Below are 18,292 nucleotides of genomic sequence, written 5' to 3'. Positions count from 1 at the left end.
TGGTAACGCCGGTGGACGGCGGCCGGGGTGGACGGGAGTCGTGGATGTCGGGACCGGTTTCCGGTGATGCCGTCGAGATCCCCGCGTGGGCCTGGGAGCGCGAGGAGATACGGGAGGCCCTGCGGGCCCGCGACGCCGGGGCGATCCTGCGGTTCGCGCAGCAGTACGGCGGCGCGAGCCAGTCGCGCATCGCGGCCGCGACGGGGCTGCTGCAGGGCCGGGTCAACGAGATCGTGCGGGGCCGCCGTTCGGTGGTGCGGTTCGACGTGTTCGAGCGGATCGCGCAGGGCCTGCTCATGCCGGACCACGCGCGGATGCTCATGGGGCTCGCGCCGCGCCGCCTGCGCTCGTACGGCGTCCGGGACCTGATGGACCATCCGCAGGTGGCGGCGGTGGCGCTGACGAAGCCCGAGGCGGCCGCGGAGATCCGCGAGGCGGCGGCGCGGGCCGGCACGGTGGACGTGGTGGGCGTGCGCGCCCTGGGGCTTGTGGCGCTCGGCGACTCGCTGCTGCGCGGGCCGCTGACCCGGCGGGGCCGGTCCGGGATCGCCCGCATGCGGCTGCTGTTGCTGCACCCGGAGAGCCCGGCGGTCGACCGGATCGCCGAGGAGGTCGGCGAGACGCCGCGCTTCTTCGCGTCGAGCCTGCGCTTCGCGGAGGACATGCTCGGTGCCCTCGCCGAAGAAGGAACGATTCAGCTCGAGGTCTACCGCTACCGCACCGCGCCGGTGTGGCGGTTGGTGCGCCTCGACGGTGCCACCTTCGTCTCCGTCATCGGACCTCCGGCGGACCCGCGCGGCTCGCTGGTCTACCGGCTCTCCGCCACTCCGCCCGGTTCGGTGCTCTACGGCTTCGACCGCTGGTTCGAGGCCATGCTCGGCGAGGCCGAACGCGTCATCTAGCGGCCCGGCCGCGGGCCCTGCGTCGGACCCGGCCGGCGTTCAGCCCTCGGAGGCCTCGGCGTGGACCTGGGACAGCTCCGGGGTGCCGCTCTCCGCCCACTCGTGGCCGGCCTCGACCACATCGAGTTCACGGCCGGAGGCCAGCAGGATGACGGGGCGTCCGCTGGGCCAGACCCGCCAGCTCGCGCCCGGCACGGTGCGCACGACGACCGTGCCTAGGTAGAGCCCGGCGTCGTTGCCGAGCCAGGACAGCTCGTCCGGGTCGTCGCGCCAGCGCGGCACCAGTTGGTCCAGGCGCTCCAACGAGACGGCCGTGTCGTCGAGTTCCACTCCCTCGGACTCGGCCCTGGCGCGCAGCAGCTCGCACTCCGAGAGCACTTCGGCGACTCCTTCCGGGTCCTCGGCGAGGGACTCCGGTACGGCCGCGCCGCGGACCTCGCCGTACCGTTTGCGCCACCTGTCCAGGAAGGAGATGTCCATGGGCATCAGCCTATGGCGTAGGCCTTCCGAAGGGTCTCGTGGACGGTCCATGTCGTGCGGTCTCCTTCATGGAGGACACAGACGTCTCCCGGGCCCAGCTCCAGGGTCGGTCCGTCCTCCACCTCGACGGTGGCGCGACCGGTGACGACCACGAACATCTCGTCCGCCTCGGTGTCGGTCACCACACCCGGGGTGATCTGCCAGATCCCCCTCGTACGGGTGCCGTCGGGCGACTGCCACAGCACCTTCCCGGTGACCTCCGGGGAGCCGGAGACGATCTGCCCCGGGTCCAGGGGTTCGGGTTCGAGCACGGCGGCGGCGATGTCGGCGGAGAAGCTCTGCATGGCCGGAGCGTATGCGCGGGCGTATGCCGACGGTAACGACACGTTGTATACGTTCCGTTGCCGCACAATACGTAACGTAAGGCTGCCCGGTGCGAGAAGGGCCACACAATGCAGGATGAACGGGAAGCCGGGGCGCGGGCGGCGGACCGCGCCTGGCGGCTGCTGGAGGAGCTGGCGGCGCGCGCCCCGGGCACGGTCCGGCTGGCCCCAGGCGCGGACGACGCCGAGATCGCGGCGTGGGGCGTGCCGCTGCCCGAGGAGGTGCGGCACCTGGTCGGAAGGGTGCGGTCGATCCGCATCGGCGGGCTGGAGGAGTACCGGCTGGCCCCCGAGCGCGGTCTGCACCCCGGCGGCTGGGCGGTGGGGCCGCCCGGCTCCGCGCACCTGCTGCACGAGTCGGGCGGGGACACGCTCTTCGTCGACGTGGACGTGGACGAGGGCACCGGCACCTGGGGCCGGGTGTTCGCCGCGACCGGGGTCTTCCGCGACACCTGGGCGTACGTCGCGCCCTCACTGGTCGACTGGGTCACCCTGTTGGCCCGGGCGGGCCTCGCCGCCCTGGAACACGTCGCGCCGGAGCACGGGCCGGAGCCGGTGCCGGCGGACGGAACGGTTGCGGACCATGCCGCGGTGCTGGAACGGCTCGCCGAGACCTCGCACGTCTTCTCCTACCGGCCCGACCTGCGGGGCACGCCGGTGCGGCAGGCCCGGCCGGAGGCGGACCCTGAGCTGGCCGCGGTGCTGACCGGGCTGCCGGACGACGCCCTGGTGGTGGACCTGCGCGAGGTGGCGCACCCGGCCACCTTGCACCTGCCCTGCCCGCCGGGGCTGCGCGGCTACGTCGAGTTCCAGCGGCGGGCCGGCGGGCGCTTCGCGGTGGGCCTGCCCAGGACCGGTCAGACGTCGAGGTCGACCACGACGGGAGCGTGGTCGGAGGCGCCCTTGCCCTTGCGCTCCTCACGGTCGACGTAGGCGTCGCCGACAGCCTTGCTGAAGGGCTGGTTCGCGTAGACGAGGTCGATCCGCATGCCGCGGTTCTTGGGGAATGCCAGCTGGCGGTAGTCCCAGTAGGTGTAGGGCCGGTCGTACTTCAGCGGGCGGGGCACCACGTCGCCGAGCCCGGCCGCGCGCAGGTGCGCCAGCGCCTCGCGCTCGGCGGGGGTGACGTGGGTCATCCCCTCGAAGACCGACGGGTCCCACACGTCCTCGTCGGTGGGCGCCACGTTGTAGTCGCCGAGGACGGCGAAGGGGCGCTCGCCCGCCGCGTCCTCCGCGACCGCCGCGCGCAGCGCCTCGAACCAGCGCAGCTTGTACGCGTAGTGCTCGTGGCCGACCTCGCGGCCGTTGGGCACGTACACCGACCAGACCCGGACCGGGCCGCAGGTCGCCGAGACCGCGCGGGGCTCGTCGACCTCCTCGTACAGCGGGCCGCCGGGCAGGCCGACGACGACGTCCTCGAGACCCACCTTGGACAGCAGGGCGACGCCGTTCCACCGGCCTGTGGCGTTGACGGCGGTCTCGTAGCCGAGGGCGCGCAGCTCGTCGAAGGGGAACTGCTCCTCGGCGCACTTGGTCTCCTGGATGCACAGCACGTCCGGGCTGTTCTTCTCCAGCCAGGCCAGCAGCCGCGGCAGGCGGGCGGTGATCGAGTTGACGTTCCAGGTGGCGATGCGCATGGACCCGAATGTACCGCCCGCCTCCGACAACCGGTCCCGGGGCGTTCCCGGGGGCTTCCGGGGCGGGTCGCCGGCCCGGGGCCGTCAGCCCAGGTCGGCGGTGTCGCCGGGGGCCATCCTGCCGTGCTCCGCGCCGCCGACACCGGGCCCGTCGGGGCCGAGCAGCCGGTCGTACAGGGTGCGGGCGAGCTCGTTGAGCAGCCCGTCGTGCACGTCGATGGCGCGGGCCGGCTTCACCTCGCGCAGGTAGTCGATGACCTCGGAGACCTTGTTCCAGGGGGCGTGCACGGGCAGCAGCAGCGTCTCGACGGACCGGCCGGGCACGGTGAGCGCGTCGCCGGGGTGGAAGACGGAGCCGTCGACGAGGAAGCCGACGTTGGTGATGCGCGGGATGTCGGGGTGGATCACGGCGTGCATCTGCCCGTGCACCTCGACGTCGAAGCCGGCCACGCTGAAGGTGTCGCCCTCTCCGACCGTGTGGACCCGGCCCGGGAAGGCGGCCGACACCTGGTCGGCGACGCTCTTCAGGGTCCAGATCTCGGCGGCCGGGTTGGCCTCCAGGGCGGCGCGCAGCTGCTGTTCGCTGAAGTGGTCCGCGTGCTCGTGCGTGACGAGGACCGCGTCCGCCCCTGCCGCGGCGTCCGGCTCGGTGAAGGCTCCGGGGTCGATGACGAGCACGCGCCCGTCCTTCTCCAGGCGGACGCAGGCGTGGCCCCTCTTCGTCAGCTTCATGACTCTCCTCCGGAGCGGTGATCCTTTGCATGGCCATCATGGCCGAGGCCGTGCGCGCCGCACACGCCGCATCCGGGTGGGGACGCCGTTGGACCGACGGACCGCCGCGCGCGGGCTCACTCCCGCGGCCGAGTCTCCTCCCGGATGACACGCCGCGCCACCGCGAAGGCCGAGGTGGCGGCGGGCACCCCGCAGTAGACGGCGGTGTGCAGCAGCACCTCCTCGATCTCGGCCGGGGTGAGGCCACCGCGCAGCGCGGCCCGGGTGTGCACGGCCAGTTCGGTGTGGTGGCCGCCGGCGACGAGCGCGGTCAGGGTGACGACGCTGCGGGTCCGCCGGTCGAGCCCGGGCCGGTTCCAGACCTCGCCCCAGGCATAGCGGGTGACGAACTCCTCGAAGTCCCCGGCGGACTCCCCGGACTCCTCGGCCGCCCGGTCGACGTGCGCGTCGCCCAGGAGCTCGCGCCGGGTGCGGTCGCCCTCGGCGTACGCCCCCGGGCCGCCGGCCGCGACGCCGTCCTGGTGCCGCGCGGCGGGCCGCACGGGCGCCGCCACCGGTACGGGCTCGGTGGCGACGGGTGCGGGCTGCGCCGGCACGGCCACCGCGACGGGCTGTTCGGTCCAGGTGGCCTCGAAGTGGCGCACGAGGAGCTCACCCACGGCGGTGGGCTGCTCGACCGGCACCAGGTGTGAGGCTCCAGGGACGACCGCGAGCCGCGCGTCCGGGATGGCGGCGACCAGGGCCCGGGCGTCGGCGGGCGGTGTCACCTGGTCCTCGGCGCCGCCCAGGACCAGCGTCGGCACGGTGATCAGACCGAGCTCCGCGCGCACGTCGTGGGCTGCCAGCGCCTCGCAGGCGGCGATGTAGCACTCGGGGTCGACGGCCCGGGCCATCTGGACGGACCAGTCGACGATGGCGGCCTGGGCGGCGCGGAAGGCGGGGGCGAACCAGCGCTCGGGGGCGCTCAGGGCGATCTGCTCCAGGCCGTTGGCGCGGACGACCACCCCGAGCTGCCGCCAGGCGTCGGGCGTCCCGAAGCGGGCGGCCGAGGAGACCAGGGCCAGCGAAGCGACGCGCTGCGGGGCACGCAGCGCGAGCTGGGTGCCGATGGCGCCGCCCAAGGCGCAGCCCGCGTAGCCGAAGCGCTCGACGCCGGCCGCGTCCAGGGTGCGCAGCAGGCGGTCGGCGAGGTCGGCGGTGGAGACCGAGGGGTCGGCGGGGGCACCGCCGTGCCCCGGGAGGTCGAACCGCAGCACCTGCCACTGCCGGGTCAGCTCTGGTATCTGCCGGTCCCACATGTGCCACGTCGTGCCCAGTGAGGGGCCGAGGACCAGGACCGGCGCGTCCTGCGGGCCGTCGACGCGGTGCTGGAGGGTCTTGGGGGTCTGCTCGTCGCTCACTCGCGCCACGCTATCGAGGCGTTCGCGGGCACGGACGGCCGGGCCCTGCGACAACGCGGGGCCCTTGCGGCGCCTGGGCGCCGGTCAGCGGAAGTTTATCGTGGACACGACATAGACCACGGGGTGGTCCGTGTCGGAGAAGTCGACGGTGATGTTGTGGTCCGGCTTGTCCCCGTGCTGCTTGAGCTTGAGACCGGCCCACTTGCGGTCCGTGCCGAAGGCCCAGCGCACGGTGCGGGCCTGCTTGGGGCTCACGGTCACGTCGCCGTCCGCGAGGGCGGAGCGGCTCTTGCCGTACTGGGCGAGGAAGGTGTCCAGGCCGCCCTGGTTGGTGCGGAACTGCACGTAGAAGGAGCTGGCCGCCCAGTTGTTGGTCTCCAGGTACGCCACCGGCTTTGAGCCGGAGGGGATCGTCACCTCGTAGATGCGCCGCTGCACCTTGGTGGGCCACAGGTAGGTGAGCGTGGTCGCTGCGGCCTGTTCCTGCTTCTCCTCGCCGCTGTCCCGGCTCTGCTCGGCGGAGATGATCACGTAGCCGATCGGCACCAGGATCAGCAGCGGGACGACCATCCACTGCACCCAGCGCGGCGGTTTCCTCGGGGGCATGGCACTCACTTGCCGACGACCTTCGCGTAGCGCTCGTACCGCTCGACCCGCCGCCGGTTGGCCCGCCGGAAGCGGCGCGCGACCAGCCGCGCCAGATCCGCGGCGCCGACCATCCCGGCCTCGGGGCCGAGCTGCGCCTTGACGATACGCGCCTCCGGCCGGTAGCCACGCCCGGTCAGATGACGCCGGAAGGCGTCGCGGGCCGGGGCGATCAGCAGGTCGTCGGCCGCGCTGACGCCGCCGCCGATGACGAAGCAGGAAGGGTCCAGGGCCGCGGCGAGGTTGGCGATGCCGACGCCCAGCCACTGGCCGATGTCCTGGAAGAGCTCGACGCACATCGCATCACCCTCACGGGCGAGCTCCGTGATGAGCGGACCGGTGATCTCCCGGACCTGGCCGCCGACCCGGTCGATGATCCCGTACGCCACCGGGGAGTCGGCCGCCGCGAGCTCGCGGGCCTCGCGCACCAGGGCGTTGCCCGAGCTGTACTGCTCCCAGCAGCCTCGGTTGCCGCAGGCGCAGCGGTGCCCGCCGGGCACCACCTGCATGTGGCCGAACTCGCCCGCGACGCCGTAGCGGCCCCGCTTGACCTGGCCGTCCTCCAGGATGGCGCCGCCGATGCCGGTGCCGAGCGTGATCATCACGAGGTCGTTCTCGCCGCGGCCGGCACCGAAGCGCCATTCCGCCCAGGCGGCCGTGTTCGCGTCGTTGTCCACCATGACGGGGACCCGCAGGCGCTCGGTGAGACGGGCCTTCAGCGGCTCGTCACGCCAGGACAGGTGGGGGGCGAAGAGCACCCGGGAGCGGTCCGCGTCCACCCAGCCGGCCGCGCCGATACCGACGGCGTGGACGTCGTGCCGCTCGGACAGGTCGAGGACGAGCTCGGTGATGGTGTCCTCCACCACCTTCGGGCTCTTGCTCTTGTCCGGGGTCTCGGTGCGCAGCTTCTCCAGGATGTTGCCGTCCGCGTCGACCACGCCGGCCATCACCTTGGTGCCGCCGATGTCGATGCCGACGGTGGGGACCCTGGGCGCGGTGAGGTGCGAGCGGCGCTCGCGCCGGCCCACCGTGCTCAGGAGCGTGGAACTGCTGGAGGTGCGGGCGGCACCCCGGTACATGCTCATCGGTTCACCCCCGTGGATCCGATCCCGGACTCGGTCCCGAACTGCTGCTCGGTCGTCGCTCGCAAGGCTCGTCTCTCCGGGGTCGGGGGCGTTTCTCCGAGTGATTCTAAGTGCCGGGGGTCGCGGGGGCGTGGCCCCCGCCCCGGGGCGGGCGTCTGCGGGCGCCCGAGCCGCGCCCGACCGGCCTCAGGAGGCCGGGCGGCGCAGCTCGTGGGCGAGGGCCTCCAGGTCCGTACCGCCGGCCATCTCCCGGGTGAGCTCGTCCACCGTGATCGCGTCCCTGGTGTGGGAGCCGGTCATCGTGCCGCGGCGCAGCAGGACGAAGCGGTCGCCGACCAGGTGGGCGTGGTGGGGGTTGTGCGTGATGAGGACCACGCCGAGCCCGGCGTCCCGTGCCGCGGCGACGTACTTCAGGACGACGCCGGACTGCCGGACGCCGAGCGCCGCCGTGGGCTCGTCGAGGACGAGCACCTTGGCCCCGAAGTGCACGGCACGGGCGATGGCGACGCACTGGCGCTGCCCGCCCGACAGCGTGCCGATCGGCCGGTCCACGTCTCGCAGGTCGATGCCCATGTCGCGCAGCGCGGTGCGCGTGGTTTCGCGCATCATGGCGACGTCCAGGCGCTTGAAGGGGCCGCGCCCCTTGCGCGGCTCGGAACCCAGGAAGAAGTTCCGCCACACCGGCATCAGCGGGACGACGGCCAGGTCCTGGTAGACGGTGGCGATGCCGTGGTCGAGCGCCTCGCGGGGCGACGCGTGGCGCACGGGCACGCCCTCGATCTCGTAGCTGCCCCGGTCGTGCTGGTGCAGCCCCGCGATGATCTTGATCAGGGTGGACTTCCCGGCGCCGTTGTCGCCGAGGACACAGGTGATCTCCCCGGCGTGCACCTCCAGGGAGACGTCCTCCAGGGCGCGCACATGCCCGTACGCCTTGCTGACCTCGGTCAGCTTCACCAGGGCCGTCACTTCGCCGCCTCCGCCCGCTTGCGCACCCAGGCGTTGAGCAGCGTGGCCAGCAGCAGCATGGCGCCCAGGAAGAACTTGAACCAGTCCGGGTTCCACTCGGCGTAGACGATGCCCTTGCTGGTCATGCCGAAGATGAACGCGCCGACCGCCGAGCCGATGGCGGAGCCGTAGCCGCCGGTCATCAGACAGCCGCCGATCACGGCGGCGATGATGTACAGGAACTCGTTGCCGATGCCCTCTCCCGACTGCACGACGTCGAAGGAGAACAGCAGGTGCTGCCCGGAGATCCACGCGCAGAAGGCGACGGCCATGTAGAGGCCCGTCTTCGTACGGGTGACGGGGACGCCGACCGCACGGGCCGCGTCGGGGCCGCCGCCGGACGCGAAGATCCAGTTGCCGGCACGGGTGCGCAGCAGCACCCAGGTGGCGACGGCGACCAGGGCGATCCACCACAGGATGGTGACCTGGAGGTCGACGTCGCCGATGGTCAGGTGAGAGGCGAACAGCGCTCGCGCGGAGGGGAAGCCCTCCATGTCGGCGATGGACTTGGTGCTGACCGTGCCGTCGATGAGCTTGGTGAAGCCCAGGTTGAGGCCGGTGAGCATCAGGAAGGTGCCGAGGGTGATGATGAAGCTCGGCAGCTTCGTGCGGGCCAGCATGATGCCGTTGAAGAAGCCGATGGCAAGGGTGACGAGCAGCGAGACGCCGACGCCGACCCAGACATTGGCCGTCATCTGGTAGCTGAACATCGACGACACCAGGGCGGAGGACGTCACCAGGACGCCCGCCGACAGGTCGAACTCGCCGCCGATCATCAGCAGCGCCACCGGCACCGCCATGATCCCGATGGTGGACGCCGCGTACAGGACGGTCCCGAGGCTCGCCGGCCGCAGGAAGGAGTCGGCCGCCACGGAGAAGAAGACGAAGACGGCCACGGCGCCCACGACGGCGCCCAGCTCGGGGCGGCTGAACAGGCGGTGCCCGAGCCGCCGCGGGGGCGCGAGGCTGTCCGCGGTCATCGGGTGCCCCGCTTCGCGTAGTCCTTCAGTGCGGCCGCGTCGTCCTTGGTGACGATCTGCGGGCCGGTGAGGACGGGCCTGCCGCCGCCGAGGACGTCGGCGTTGTACCGGTAGAGCCACAGCAGGTCGACGGCCTCGTACCCCTGCAGGTACGGCTGCTGGTCGACGGCGAAGCCGATCGTGCCGGCCTCCAGCGCGCTCGCGACCTGGGCGTTGAGGTCGAAGGTGTCGACCTCGGCCTGGCTGCCCGCCTGCTCCTTCGCCTTGGCCGCGGTGGCGGCGTACGGCGCGCCGAGGGTCACGACGGCGTCGATGGAGCGGTCGGCCGCCAGCTTGGCCTGGAGGGCGGACTGGACGTCGGGCATGTTGGTGCCGTTGACGTAGAGGTTCTCCGTCGTGCCCCCGAAGGTGTTCTTGACGCCCGCGCAGCGCTGCTCGTGGCCGACGTTGCCCTGCTCGTGGAGCACGCACAGGGCGTGCTTCCTGCCGCGCGCCGTGAGCTCCTCGCCGACGGCCTCGCCGGCGATCGTCTCGTCCTGGCCGATGTGCGCCAGGGCGCCGTACTCCTTGGACTGGGCGGACCCGGAGTTGATGGTGATGACCGGGATGCCCGCCTTCTCCGCCTTCAGGACGACGTCCTTCATCGCCTCGGGCTTGGCGAGCGTGACGACCAGGCCGTCGACCTTCTGGTCGATGGCCGTCTGCACCAGCTGCGCCTGGTCCTTGCCCTGGTCGCTGTTGGAGTACAGGAACTTGATGTTGTCCTTGGCTGCGGCCTGCCGGGCGCCCTTCTGGACGATGTCCCAGAAGCTGTCGCCGGCGCCGGCGTGGGTGACCATGGCGACCGTCCACCTCGGTGTGTCGACGGCCGAACCATTGGCCTGGGCCTCCTTGGCCCGCTGCTCGGCGCGCAGGCCTCCGGTGCTGCTGCAGCCCGCCAGCGCCACACCGATGACCACTGTCAGTAGCGCACCGAGCGCACGCATTCCCCTGTTCGCGCTCTCCACGTCGTGCCTTTCCCTGCAGGTCTTGGAACCGACCAAGTATCCGTCACAGGGTGCGATGCTTGCGGAAGGGGGGGTTCCGCGGCCGCTCAGGCCCGTACGAGCAGCTGGAACTCGAAGGCGTAGCGGGAGGCGCGGTAGATGTGCGTGCCGTACTCGACGGCCCGCCCCGTGTCGTCGTAGGTCGTCCGGCTCATGGTGAGCAGCGCGGCCCCGGGCTCCTCGGCGAGCAGCTCGCCCTCCGCCTCGGTGGCGCACCGGGCGCCGACCGACTGGCGGGCGCTGTGCAGGGTGATCCCGGCGGCGCGCATCATGCGGTACAGGCCGGTGGACTCCAGCTTGGTGTTGTCCAGGGGGAGGAGTCCGGGCGGCAGGTAGTTGCACATGTGGGCCATCGGCTCGCCATGGGTGGAGCGCAGCCGCTGGAGGACGACGACGTCGCTGCCCTCGGCGATGCCCAGGGCGGCGGCGACCTGGGCGGAGGCCGGCTCGGTCTCGTTGCGCAGCACCCGGGTGGCGGGGCTCTGCCCGGCCGCCTGGAGGTCGTCGAAGAGGCTGCTCAGCTCCAGGGGGCGCTTGACCTGGCTGTGCACGACCTGGGTGCCCACGCCGCGCCGGCGTACCAGCAGTCCCTTGTCGACCAGGGACTGGATCGCCTGCCGGACGGTCGGCCGGGAGAGGCCGAGCCGTCCGGCGAGTTCGATCTCGTTGCCCAGGAGGCTTCCGGGGGCGAGCCTGCCGTGCTCGATGGCACCCTCCAGCTGCTGCGCGAGCTGGTAGTACAGCGGCACCGGACTGGAGCGGTCCACCTCGAACTCGAGCGGCGCGGACTCTGCTTTGGACACAGGGGGAGCGTATCCGCCGGTCTCGATCTCAGGAAACTCTGACATCACATTGTCCGAACATTTGGATCCACGCCTTCTCGAGGGCCCGTGGACGGGCCGGTGCGGTCGGTGCCGCCGGGTTCCGGGAGCGGATGGCGGGGGTGTGCTCACAGATGGCGGCGGCGGTCTCCCAGGTGCCGCTCGTAGGACTTGCGGGCCTCGACGGCGGCCTCGCGGGAGGCGGTCTCGGCGACCGGCACGTCCCACCAGGCCTGGGCGGCGGGAGCCGTCGGTGTGGGGTCCGTCTCGACGTAGACGCAGGTCGGGCGGTCTGAGGCGCGGGCGGCGGCGAGCGCCTCGCGCAGCTCGCGCACCGTTTCGGCGCGCAGCACGTCCATCCCGAGGCTGGCCGCGTTGGCGGCGAGGTCCACGGGGAGCGGGTCGCCGGTGAAGGAGCCGTCGGCGGCGCGGTAGCGGTAGGCGGTGCCGTAGCGCTCGCCGCCGACCTCGGAGGACAGCCCGCCGATGGAGGCGTAGCCGTGGTTCTGGATGAGGAGGAGGTTGACGTTCACGCCCTCCTGGACGGCGGTCACGATCTCCGTCGGCATCATCAGGTAGGTGCCGTCCCCGACGAGAGCCCACACGGGCCGGTCGGGCGCCGCCATGCGCACGCCGATGGAGGCCGGGATCTCGTAGCCCATGCAGGAGTAGCCGTACTCCAGGTGGTACTGGCGCGGGGAGCGGGCGCGCCACAGCTTGTGCAGGTCACCGGGGAGGGAGCCGGCGGCGTTGATCAGCACGTCGTCGTCGCCGACCACCGAGTCGAGGGCGCCGAGCACCTGGGTCTGGGTGGGGCGGTCGCTGTCGTCCGCGGCGTAAGCGGCATCGACGACGCGCTCCCAGCGCTCCCGCCCGGCGCGGTACTCGGCCTCGTACTCCGGCTCGACGCGGTGTCCCGCCACGGCCTGCGCGAGGGCTTCGAGGCTCGCGCGGGCGTCGCCGACCAGGGTGCGGGCGCCGAGCTTGTGGGCGTCGAAGCCGGTGACGTTGAGGTTGAGGAAGCGCACCGCTGGGGCGGCGAAGAGCGTGGAGGAGGCGGTGGTGAAGTCGGTGTAGCGGGTGCCCACGCCGATGACCAGGTCGGCGGTGCGCGCGATGTCGTCGGCGACGGCGGTGCCGGTGTGGCCGACGCCGCCGAGGTCGGCCGGGTGGTCGTGGCGCAGCGAGCCCTTGCCGGCCTGGGTGGAGGCCACGGGGATGCCCGTCGCATCGACCAGTGCGCAGAGGGCGGGCTCGGCCTCGCTGTGGTGGACGCCGCCGCCCGCGATGATCAGCGGGCGGCGCGCGGTGCGCACCGCCTCGGCGGCGGCGGCGAGTTCGGCGGCCTCGGGGGCCGGGCGGCGTACGTGCCAGACGCGCTCGGCGAAGAACTCCTCGGGCCAGTCGTACGCCTCGGCCTGGACGTCCTGCGGGAGGGCGAGCGTGACGGCGCCGGTCTCCGCGGGGTCCGCGAGCACCCGCATCGCCTGGAGCGCGGACGGGATCAGGGCCTCCGGCCGGGTGATCCGGTCGAACCAGCGGGACACCGGGCGCAGGGCGTCGTTGACGGAGACGTCGCCGTACTGGGTGTGCTCCAGCTGCTGGAGCACCGGATCGGGCACGCGGTTGGCGAAGGAGTCGCCGGGCAGCAGCAGCACCGGCAGCCGGTTGACGGTGGCGAGCGCGGCACCGGTGACGAGGTTGGTGGCGCCGGGGCCGATGGAGGTGGTGACGGCCTGCGCGGACAGCCGGTTGAGCTGCCGGGCGTAGCCGACGGCGGCGTGCACCATGGCCTGCTCGTTGCGGCCCTGGTGGTACGGCATCTCCTGCCGGTACTCCACCAGCGCCTGGCCGATACCGGCGACGTTGCCGTGGCCGAAGATGCCCCACGTACCGGCGACGAGCCGGCGGCGGACCCCGTCACGCTCGGTGTACTGCGCGGACAGGAACCGCACGAGCGCCTGGGCGACCGTGAGGCGGCGTACGGACTGGCTGCTCATCAGGACCTCTCGGGGGCTTCGCCGGTGGCGGCGGGGGCGGTGTACAGGGGCAGGCGCGGGTCGAGCGGCTGGTCCGGCCAGGTGTCGCGGATCCAGGCGTGGTCGGGGTGGTCGCAGATCAGCCAGGCGCGCTCCTTCCCCGGGCCCGCCATGACGTTCAGGTAGTACATGTCGTGGCCGGGGACGGCCATCGAGGGGCCGTGCCAGCCGTCGGGGACGAGGACGACGTCGCCGCTGCGGACCTCGGCGAGGACGTCGGTGCCCCGGCCGTTGCCGGAGGGCGAGACGCGCTGGTAGCCGATGCCCTCCCTGCCGTGCGCCGGGGCGATCTCGAAGTAGTAGATCTCCTCCAGGCGCGATTCGCCCTCGCGGTCCTCGTCGTGCTTGTGGGGCGGGAAGGACGACCAGTTGCCCGCCGGGGTGAGCACCTCGACCGCGATCAGGCGATCGCACTCGAAGACCCCGGCGGCGCCGAAGTTGTTGACCTGGCGGCTGCAGCTGCCGCTGCCCCGCAGCTCGACGGGGACGGCGGAGGCCGGTCCGTAGCGGGCGGGCAGCCGCCGCTCGCAGCGGGCTCCGGTCAGGGCGAAGCGGCCGCCGGAGGCGGTGGTGACGGTGACGGTCTCGTCGCGCGGCACGTACGCGAAGTCGCTGACCGCCGTGAACACGCTCTCGCGCCCGGTGAGCCGGAAAGTCTCCCCCTGGGCGGAGACCTCGCAGCCGCCGGAGAGCGGGAGCACGATCCACTCGCTGTCCCCGGTGGCGAACTCGTGCCGTCCGCCGGGCGGGAGTTCCAGGATCCGCAGGGAGGAGTGGTCCCAGCCGGCGCGACCGGGGTCGACGTCGACGGCGTAGGGGCCGGCAGCGGCCTTCCCGGCGGCCAGGTGGTCCTCGGTGCTGGTCATGTGGCGTGGGCCTCGCACTTCTCGCGGTTCGACCGGGACTTCACAGCAGGGCGACGGCGGTGTCTACGGCGGTCTCCACGCTGCCCTCCGCCGGGTAGAGCAGGGTGCGGCCGACGACCAGCCCCTGGACGGTGGGCAGGCGCAGCGCCTTGCGCCACTTCTCGTAGACCGCGTCCTGTTCCCTGCCCACCTCGCCCCCGAGCAGGACGGCGGGCAGGGTGGAGGTCTCCATGACGGTGGCCATGTCGTCGACGTCCTCGGTGACGGGCACCTTGAGCCAGGTGTAGGCGGAGGTCCCGGCAAGCCCCGAGGCGATGGCGATGGACTTGGTGACGGCCTCCGCGCTGAGATCGTTGCGCACCCTGCCGTCGACGCGGCGGGATATGAAGGGCTCGACGAAGACCGGGAGCCGGTGCTCGGCCATCTCGTCGATGGCGCGGGCGGTGGCGACCATGGTGCTGAGCGAGCCGCTGTCCTCGTAGCTGATGCGCAGCAGCAGCTTGCCGGCGTCGAAGCCGAGCCGGGCTATGTCCTGGGCGCGGTGGCCGGTGAAGCGGTCGTCGAGTTCGAAGGAGGCGCCGGCGAGGCCGCCGCGGTTCATCGACCCCATGACGACCTTGCCCTCGAGCGCGCCGAGCAGCAGCAGGTCCTCCAGGATGTCCGCGGTGCCGAGGACCCCGTCCACGCCGGGCCGGGAGAGCGCGGTGCACAGCCGCTCCAGCAGGTCGACGCGGTTGGCCATGGCGAACTCGCGGTCCCCCACGGCGAAGGCGCCCCGCGCGGGGTGGTCCGCGGCGATGATCATCAGCCGGCCGCCGTCACCGACGAGCGGGCGGCGGACGCGGCGGGCGGCGGCCTCGGCGATCGCCTCGGGGTGGTGGGTCCGCACCTTCACCAGGTCGGAGATGCTGATGCGCAAAAGAAGCTCACTTTCGGGCAGAGGACGGACCGTCAGCCGCGGCCGAGGAGGTCCTCGACCTCCGACGCGGTGGGCATCGCGGAGGAGCAGGCGAGGCGGGAGGCCACGATCGCGCCCGCGGCGTTGGCGTGGCGCATGATCCGCTCCAGGTCCCAGCCGGCGAGCAGCCCGTGGCAGAGGGAGCCGCCGAAGGCGTCGCCCGCACCGAGCCCGTTGACCACCTCGACGGGGACCGGTGGCACCTCGGCGGCGGTGCCGTCGCGGTGGACGGCCAGGACGCCCTTGGGGCCCTGCTTGACGACGGCGAGTTCGACGCCGGCGGCGAGCAGCGCCTCCGCGGCGGCGTGCGGTTCGCGCACCCCGGTGGCGATCTCGCACTCGTCGAGGTTGCCGACGGCGACGGTGGCCGAGGCGAGCGCCCGTGCGTAGTAGGGGCGGGCCTCGTCGGGGTCCTTCCAGAACATCGGGCGCCAGTCGAGGTCGAAGACGGTGGTGCCGCGCCGCGCCCTGGCCTCGAGGGCGGTGAGGGTGGCGGTGCGGCTGGGCTCCGCGCACAGGCCGGTCCCGGTCATCCAGAAGATGCGGGCGGCGCGCACGGCGTCGAGGTCCAGTTCGTCGGCGTGGATCTCCAGGTCGGGCGCCTTGGGGAGCCGGTAGAAGTAGAGCGGGAAGTCGTCCGGCGGGAAGATCTCGCAGAAGGTGACGGGCGTCGGGAGGGCGGCGACCGGGGTGACGTAGCGGTCGTCGACGCCGAACTCCTTGAGCGCCTGGTGGCAGTAGGTGCCGAAGGGGTCGTCGCCGGTGCGGGTGATGACGGCGGTGGCGCGTCCGAGGCGCGCGGCGGCGACCGCGACGTTGGTGGCGGAGCCGCCGAGGAATTTGCCGAACGTCTCGACCTGGGGCAGCGGTACACCGGTCTGCAGCGGGTAGAGGTCCACCCCGATCCGGCCCATCGTGATCAGGTCGTACGGCTCGGTCATGGACGTGACTCCTCGTCGTGCGTCACCGGGGGAAGTCGCTCTGCGGCCCTGTCAGGTCTAGCCCGCCCGGTCGCGCGATGTCAACACTATGTCCTTACATACGAACGTACCGCCCACCGGAAGTCCGGGTCGTTATCTTGTCGTTACGTCGAGATGAATTGATGTCTTGACAAAGTCTTGACAGGGACCCCGGGGAGGGGTTTGCTCCCGTGCAGCACCCGGCCATGTGAACACGTCCGTCCCCTTCTCCCTCCCACCGCAGTGAGGTGCAGGAACATGGAACGCTCTCGCAGAAACCGTCGGATCTCCGCCGCCGCGGCCCTCTCCGCCGCGGCGGTCCTCCTCGCAGCCGGCTGTTCCAGCAGCTCAGGCGGGAAGAAGGCAGAGGAATCGGCCGACACAGCCGCCGCAGGCAAGGCCGACACCCCGCGGATGAAGATCGCGATGGTCACCCACGCCGCCCCCGGCGACACCTTCTGGGACCTGATCCGCAAGGGCGCCCAGGCCGCCGCCGCCAAGGACAACGTGGAGCTGATCTACTCCAACGACCCCAACGCCGCGACCCAGGCCAACCTGATCCAGAACGCGATCGACCAGAAGGTCGACGGCATAGCCGTCACCCTGGCCAAGCCCGACGCCATGAAGGACGTCGTCGCCAAGGCCGAGGCCGCGGGCATCCCGGTGGTCGGCTTCAACGCGGGCCTGGACGACTGGAAGGACCAGGGGCTGCTGGAGTACTTCGGACAGGACGAGAGCGTCGCCGGCGAGGCGCTGGGCAACAAGCTCAACGACCTAGGCGCCAAGCACAACATCTGCGTGATCCACGAGCAGGGCCATGTCGCCCTGGAGGCCCGCTGCGCCGGCGTGAAGAAGACGTTCAAGGGGAAGACCGAGAACCTCTACGTCAACGGCACGGACATGCCGTCGGTGAAGTCCACGATCACCGCGAAGCTCAAGCAGGACTCCGGCATCGACTACGTCGTCACCCTGGGCGCGCCCTTCGCCCTGACGGCCGTCCAGTCGGTCGCGGACGCCGGCAGCAAGGCCAAGGTCGGCACGTTCGACCTCAACAAGGACCTGGTCAAGGCCGTCCAGGACGGCGGGGTGCAGTTCGCCGTCGACCAGCAGCCGTATCTGCAGGGCTACCTGTCCGTCGACTCCCTGTGGCTGTACAAGACCAACGGCAACGTCAGCGGCGGCGGAGTGGCACCGGTCCTGACCGGCCCGGCCTTCGTCGACAAGGAGAACGTCGAGTCCGTGGCCGCGTTCGCCGCGAAGGGCACCCGGTGATCCCTGTGTCCCAGGCAGCCGCCCCCGCGGCGTCCCCCTCACCACCCGCGGCACCCGCCTCCGGGGCGGACGGCCGCACCGCCGAACGCTCGCTGCTGCGCAGGACCCTGGCCCGCCCGGAGATCGGCGCGCTGATCGCCGCCGTCGCGGTCTACCTCTTCTTCTTCGCGGTGGCGCCGTCCTTCCGCGAGGCGGGCTCACTGGCGACCGTGCTCTACCAGGCGTCGGTCATGGGCATCATGGCGCTGCCCGTGGCCCTGCTGATGATCGGCGGCGAGTTCGACCTCTCGGCCGGCGTCGCGGTCACCGCGTCCGCCCTGACCGCGAGCATGTTCAGCTTCCAGCTCAGCATGAACGTGTGGACCGGCGTGGTCGTCGCCCTGGTGGTGTCCCTGGGCATCGGGGCGCTCAACGGCTACATGCTGGTGCGGACGGGGCTGCCCAGCTTCCTCATCACCCTGGCCACCTTCCTGATGCTGCAGGGCCTCAACCTGGCGGTCACCAAGATCTTCACCGGCAACGTCGCCACCGACTCCATCAGCGACATGGACGGCTTCGGCCAGGCGCGCGCGCTGTTCGCCTCGGAGATCGGTATCGGGGGCGTCCAGATCAAGGTGACGGTTCTGTGGTGGCTCGGCTTCGCGGTGCTGGCCACCTGGGTGCTGCTGCGCACCAGGTTCGGCAACTGGACCTTCGCGGTCGGCGGCAACAAGGACAGCGCGCGGGCGGTCGGCGTACCGGTGGCCTTCACCAAGATCGCGCTGTTCATGGCCGTGGGCTTCGGGGCCTGGTTCACCGGCATGCACCTGCTCTTCTCGTTCAACGCGGTGCAGTCCGGTGAGGGCGTCGGCAACGAGTTCCTGTACATCATCGCGGCGGTCATCGGCGGTTGCCTGCTCACCGGCGGCTACGGTTCGGCGGTCGGCTCGGTGATCGGCGCCTTCATCTTCGGGATGGTCTCCCAGGGCATCGTGTATGCCAACTGGAACCCCGACTGGTTCAAGTTCTTCCTCGGCGTGATGCTCCTGATCGCGACCCTGGTCAATCTGTGGGTCCGCCGCACGGCGACCCGGAGGTGAGCC

19 protein-coding genes are annotated in these 18,292 nt (G+C 72.0%); 4 read left to right on the top strand and 15 right to left on the bottom strand.

The window, feature by feature from the left end; genetic code table 11:
- The first annotated feature begins 44 nt into the window (after positions 1-44).
- On the top strand, positions 45-902 hold the full coding sequence (locus ACFW3D_RS21605) for a helix-turn-helix domain-containing protein (RefSeq protein WP_500505892.1): 858 nt from the start codon (positions 45-47) through the stop codon (positions 900-902).
- Positions 903-941: 39 nt separating this feature from the next.
- Here the strand turns inward: ACFW3D_RS21605 and ACFW3D_RS21600 are convergent, their stop codons facing one another.
- Both ACFW3D_RS21600 and ACFW3D_RS21595 read right to left on the bottom strand, forming a co-directional pair.
- On the bottom strand, positions 942-1,382 hold the full coding sequence (locus ACFW3D_RS21600; protein WP_500505890.1) for a DUF6278 family protein: 441 nt from the start codon (positions 1,380-1,382) through the stop codon (positions 942-944).
- A gap of 5 nt (positions 1,383-1,387) precedes the next feature.
- Entirely contained in the window at positions 1,388-1,726 is a 339-nt protein-coding gene (locus tag ACFW3D_RS21595) for a cupin domain-containing protein (protein ID WP_500505888.1), read from the bottom strand.
- 108 nt (positions 1,727-1,834) lie between these two features.
- Between ACFW3D_RS21595 and ACFW3D_RS21590 the strand changes: the two genes are divergently transcribed.
- The gene (locus ACFW3D_RS21590; protein WP_500505886.1) at positions 1,835-2,698 is read left to right on the top strand and encodes an SMI1/KNR4 family protein; all 864 of its coding nucleotides are present in this window, start codon (positions 1,835-1,837) and stop codon (positions 2,696-2,698) included.
- Here the strand turns inward: ACFW3D_RS21590 and ACFW3D_RS21585 are convergent.
- The 13 genes from ACFW3D_RS21585 to iolC form a co-directional block, all read right to left on the bottom strand.
- Entirely contained in the window at positions 2,623-3,402 is a 780-nt protein-coding gene (locus ACFW3D_RS21585; RefSeq protein WP_500505884.1) for an exodeoxyribonuclease III, read from the bottom strand. The two genes, ACFW3D_RS21590 and ACFW3D_RS21585, sit on opposite strands and share 76 nt — an antisense overlap.
- An 84-nt stretch (positions 3,403-3,486) precedes the next feature.
- On the bottom strand, positions 3,487-4,134 hold the full coding sequence (locus tag ACFW3D_RS21580; protein ID WP_500505883.1) for an MBL fold metallo-hydrolase: 648 nt from the start codon (positions 4,132-4,134) through the stop codon (positions 3,487-3,489).
- Positions 4,135-4,250: 116 nt separating this feature from the next.
- Positions 4,251-5,534, bottom strand: coding sequence for a bifunctional 3-oxoadipate enol-lactonase/4-carboxymuconolactone decarboxylase PcaDC (gene pcaDC, locus ACFW3D_RS21575; protein ID WP_500505882.1), 1,284 nt, complete (start codon positions 5,532-5,534; stop codon positions 4,251-4,253).
- Between the two features lie 84 nt (positions 5,535-5,618).
- Complete coding sequence (locus tag ACFW3D_RS21570; protein WP_500505935.1) at positions 5,619-6,140, bottom strand: hypothetical protein; 522 nt, start codon at positions 6,138-6,140, stop codon at positions 5,619-5,621.
- Between the two features lie 5 nt (positions 6,141-6,145).
- Positions 6,146-7,264 (bottom strand): ROK family glucokinase, encoded by a 1,119-nt coding sequence (locus ACFW3D_RS21565; protein ID WP_386986525.1) that lies wholly within the window; start codon positions 7,262-7,264, stop codon positions 6,146-6,148.
- 186 nt (positions 7,265-7,450) lie between these two features.
- Complete coding sequence (locus ACFW3D_RS21560) at positions 7,451-8,230, bottom strand: ATP-binding cassette domain-containing protein (protein WP_500505881.1); 780 nt, start codon at positions 8,228-8,230, stop codon at positions 7,451-7,453.
- Positions 8,227-9,249 (bottom strand): ABC transporter permease, encoded by a 1,023-nt coding sequence (locus ACFW3D_RS21555; RefSeq protein WP_500505879.1) that lies wholly within the window; start codon positions 9,247-9,249, stop codon positions 8,227-8,229. Before ACFW3D_RS21555 ends, ACFW3D_RS21560 begins: the two co-directional genes overlap by 4 nt.
- Positions 9,246-10,235 carry a sugar ABC transporter substrate-binding protein gene (locus tag ACFW3D_RS21550; RefSeq protein ID WP_500505933.1) on the bottom strand — a complete coding sequence of 330 codons (990 nt, stop codon included), beginning with the start codon at positions 10,233-10,235 and terminating at the stop codon, positions 9,246-9,248. Before ACFW3D_RS21550 ends, ACFW3D_RS21555 begins: the two co-directional genes overlap by 4 nt.
- Positions 10,236-10,342: 107 nt before the next feature.
- Complete coding sequence (locus tag ACFW3D_RS21545) at positions 10,343-11,062, bottom strand: GntR family transcriptional regulator (RefSeq protein WP_500505930.1); 720 nt, start codon at positions 11,060-11,062, stop codon at positions 10,343-10,345.
- 182 nt (positions 11,063-11,244) lie between these two features.
- Positions 11,245-13,116: a 3D-(3,5/4)-trihydroxycyclohexane-1,2-dione acylhydrolase (decyclizing) gene (gene iolD, locus ACFW3D_RS21540; protein ID WP_500505877.1), complete on the bottom strand. Its 1,872-nt coding sequence runs from the start codon at positions 13,114-13,116 to the stop codon at positions 11,245-11,247.
- Complete coding sequence (iolB, locus tag ACFW3D_RS21535; RefSeq protein ID WP_500505876.1) at positions 13,116-14,021, bottom strand: 5-deoxy-glucuronate isomerase; 906 nt, start codon at positions 14,019-14,021, stop codon at positions 13,116-13,118. Before iolB ends, iolD begins: the two co-directional genes overlap by 1 nt.
- A 40-nt stretch (positions 14,022-14,061) precedes the next feature.
- Entirely contained in the window at positions 14,062-14,940 is an 879-nt protein-coding gene (locus ACFW3D_RS21530) for a Cgl0159 family (beta/alpha)8-fold protein (protein ID WP_500505875.1), read from the bottom strand.
- Between the two features lie 32 nt (positions 14,941-14,972).
- Complete coding sequence (iolC, locus tag ACFW3D_RS21525) at positions 14,973-15,920, bottom strand: 5-dehydro-2-deoxygluconokinase (RefSeq protein ID WP_500505874.1); 948 nt, start codon at positions 15,918-15,920, stop codon at positions 14,973-14,975.
- A gap of 276 nt (positions 15,921-16,196) precedes the next feature.
- On the opposite strand from iolC, the gene ACFW3D_RS21520 reads away from it, so the two are divergent.
- Together ACFW3D_RS21520 and ACFW3D_RS21515 are read left to right on the top strand one after the other, a co-directional pair.
- The gene (locus ACFW3D_RS21520; RefSeq protein WP_500505873.1) at positions 16,197-17,210 is read left to right on the top strand and encodes a sugar ABC transporter substrate-binding protein; all 1,014 of its coding nucleotides are present in this window, start codon (positions 16,197-16,199) and stop codon (positions 17,208-17,210) included.
- Positions 17,207-18,289 carry an ABC transporter permease gene (locus ACFW3D_RS21515; RefSeq protein ID WP_500505872.1) on the top strand — a complete coding sequence of 361 codons (1,083 nt, stop codon included), beginning with the start codon at positions 17,207-17,209 and terminating at the stop codon, positions 18,287-18,289. Before ACFW3D_RS21520 ends, ACFW3D_RS21515 begins: the two co-directional genes overlap by 4 nt.
- Positions 18,290-18,292: the final 3 nt, after the last annotated feature.

Source organism: Streptomyces sp. NPDC058864, assembly GCF_042742985.1.
Classification (GTDB): domain Bacteria; phylum Actinomycetota; class Actinomycetes; order Streptomycetales; family Streptomycetaceae; genus Actinacidiphila.
The sequence above is the reverse complement of the archived record's forward strand: the minus strand, read 5'-3'. Positions and strand labels throughout refer to the sequence as shown.

What these genes read in the sequence shown, in the direction of transcription:
- ACFW3D_RS21605 (WP_500505892.1), top strand. Translation starts at nt 45, where the DNA reads ATGTCGGGACCGGTTTCCGGTGATGCCGTCGAGATCCCCGCGTGGGCC.
- ACFW3D_RS21600 (WP_500505890.1), bottom strand. Translation starts at nt 1,382, where the DNA reads ATGGACATCTCCTTCCTGGACAGGTGGCGCAAACGGTACGGCGAGGTC.
- ACFW3D_RS21595 (WP_500505888.1), bottom strand. Translation starts at nt 1,726, where the DNA reads ATGCAGAGCTTCTCCGCCGACATCGCCGCCGCCGTGCTCGAACCCGAA.
- ACFW3D_RS21590 (WP_500505886.1), top strand. Translation starts at nt 1,835, where the DNA reads ATGCAGGATGAACGGGAAGCCGGGGCGCGGGCGGCGGACCGCGCCTGG.
- ACFW3D_RS21585 (WP_500505884.1), bottom strand. Translation starts at nt 3,402, where the DNA reads ATGCGCATCGCCACCTGGAACGTCAACTCGATCACCGCCCGCCTGCCG.
- ACFW3D_RS21580 (WP_500505883.1), bottom strand. Translation starts at nt 4,134, where the DNA reads ATGAAGCTGACGAAGAGGGGCCACGCCTGCGTCCGCCTGGAGAAGGAC.
- ACFW3D_RS21570 (WP_500505935.1), bottom strand. Translation starts at nt 6,140, where the DNA reads ATGCCCCCGAGGAAACCGCCGCGCTGGGTGCAGTGGATGGTCGTCCCG.
- ACFW3D_RS21565 (WP_386986525.1), bottom strand. Translation starts at nt 7,264, where the DNA reads ATGAGCATGTACCGGGGTGCCGCCCGCACCTCCAGCAGTTCCACGCTC.
- ACFW3D_RS21555 (WP_500505879.1), bottom strand. Translation starts at nt 9,249, where the DNA reads ATGACCGCGGACAGCCTCGCGCCCCCGCGGCGGCTCGGGCACCGCCTG.
- ACFW3D_RS21550 (WP_500505933.1), bottom strand. Translation starts at nt 10,235, where the DNA reads ATGCGTGCGCTCGGTGCGCTACTGACAGTGGTCATCGGTGTGGCGCTG.
- iolD (WP_500505877.1), bottom strand. Translation starts at nt 13,116, where the DNA reads ATGAGCAGCCAGTCCGTACGCCGCCTCACGGTCGCCCAGGCGCTCGTG.
- iolB (WP_500505876.1), bottom strand. Translation starts at nt 14,021, where the DNA reads ATGACCAGCACCGAGGACCACCTGGCCGCCGGGAAGGCCGCTGCCGGC.
- iolC (WP_500505874.1), bottom strand. Translation starts at nt 15,920, where the DNA reads ATGACCGAGCCGTACGACCTGATCACGATGGGCCGGATCGGGGTGGAC.
- ACFW3D_RS21520 (WP_500505873.1), top strand. Translation starts at nt 16,197, where the DNA reads ATGGAACGCTCTCGCAGAAACCGTCGGATCTCCGCCGCCGCGGCCCTC.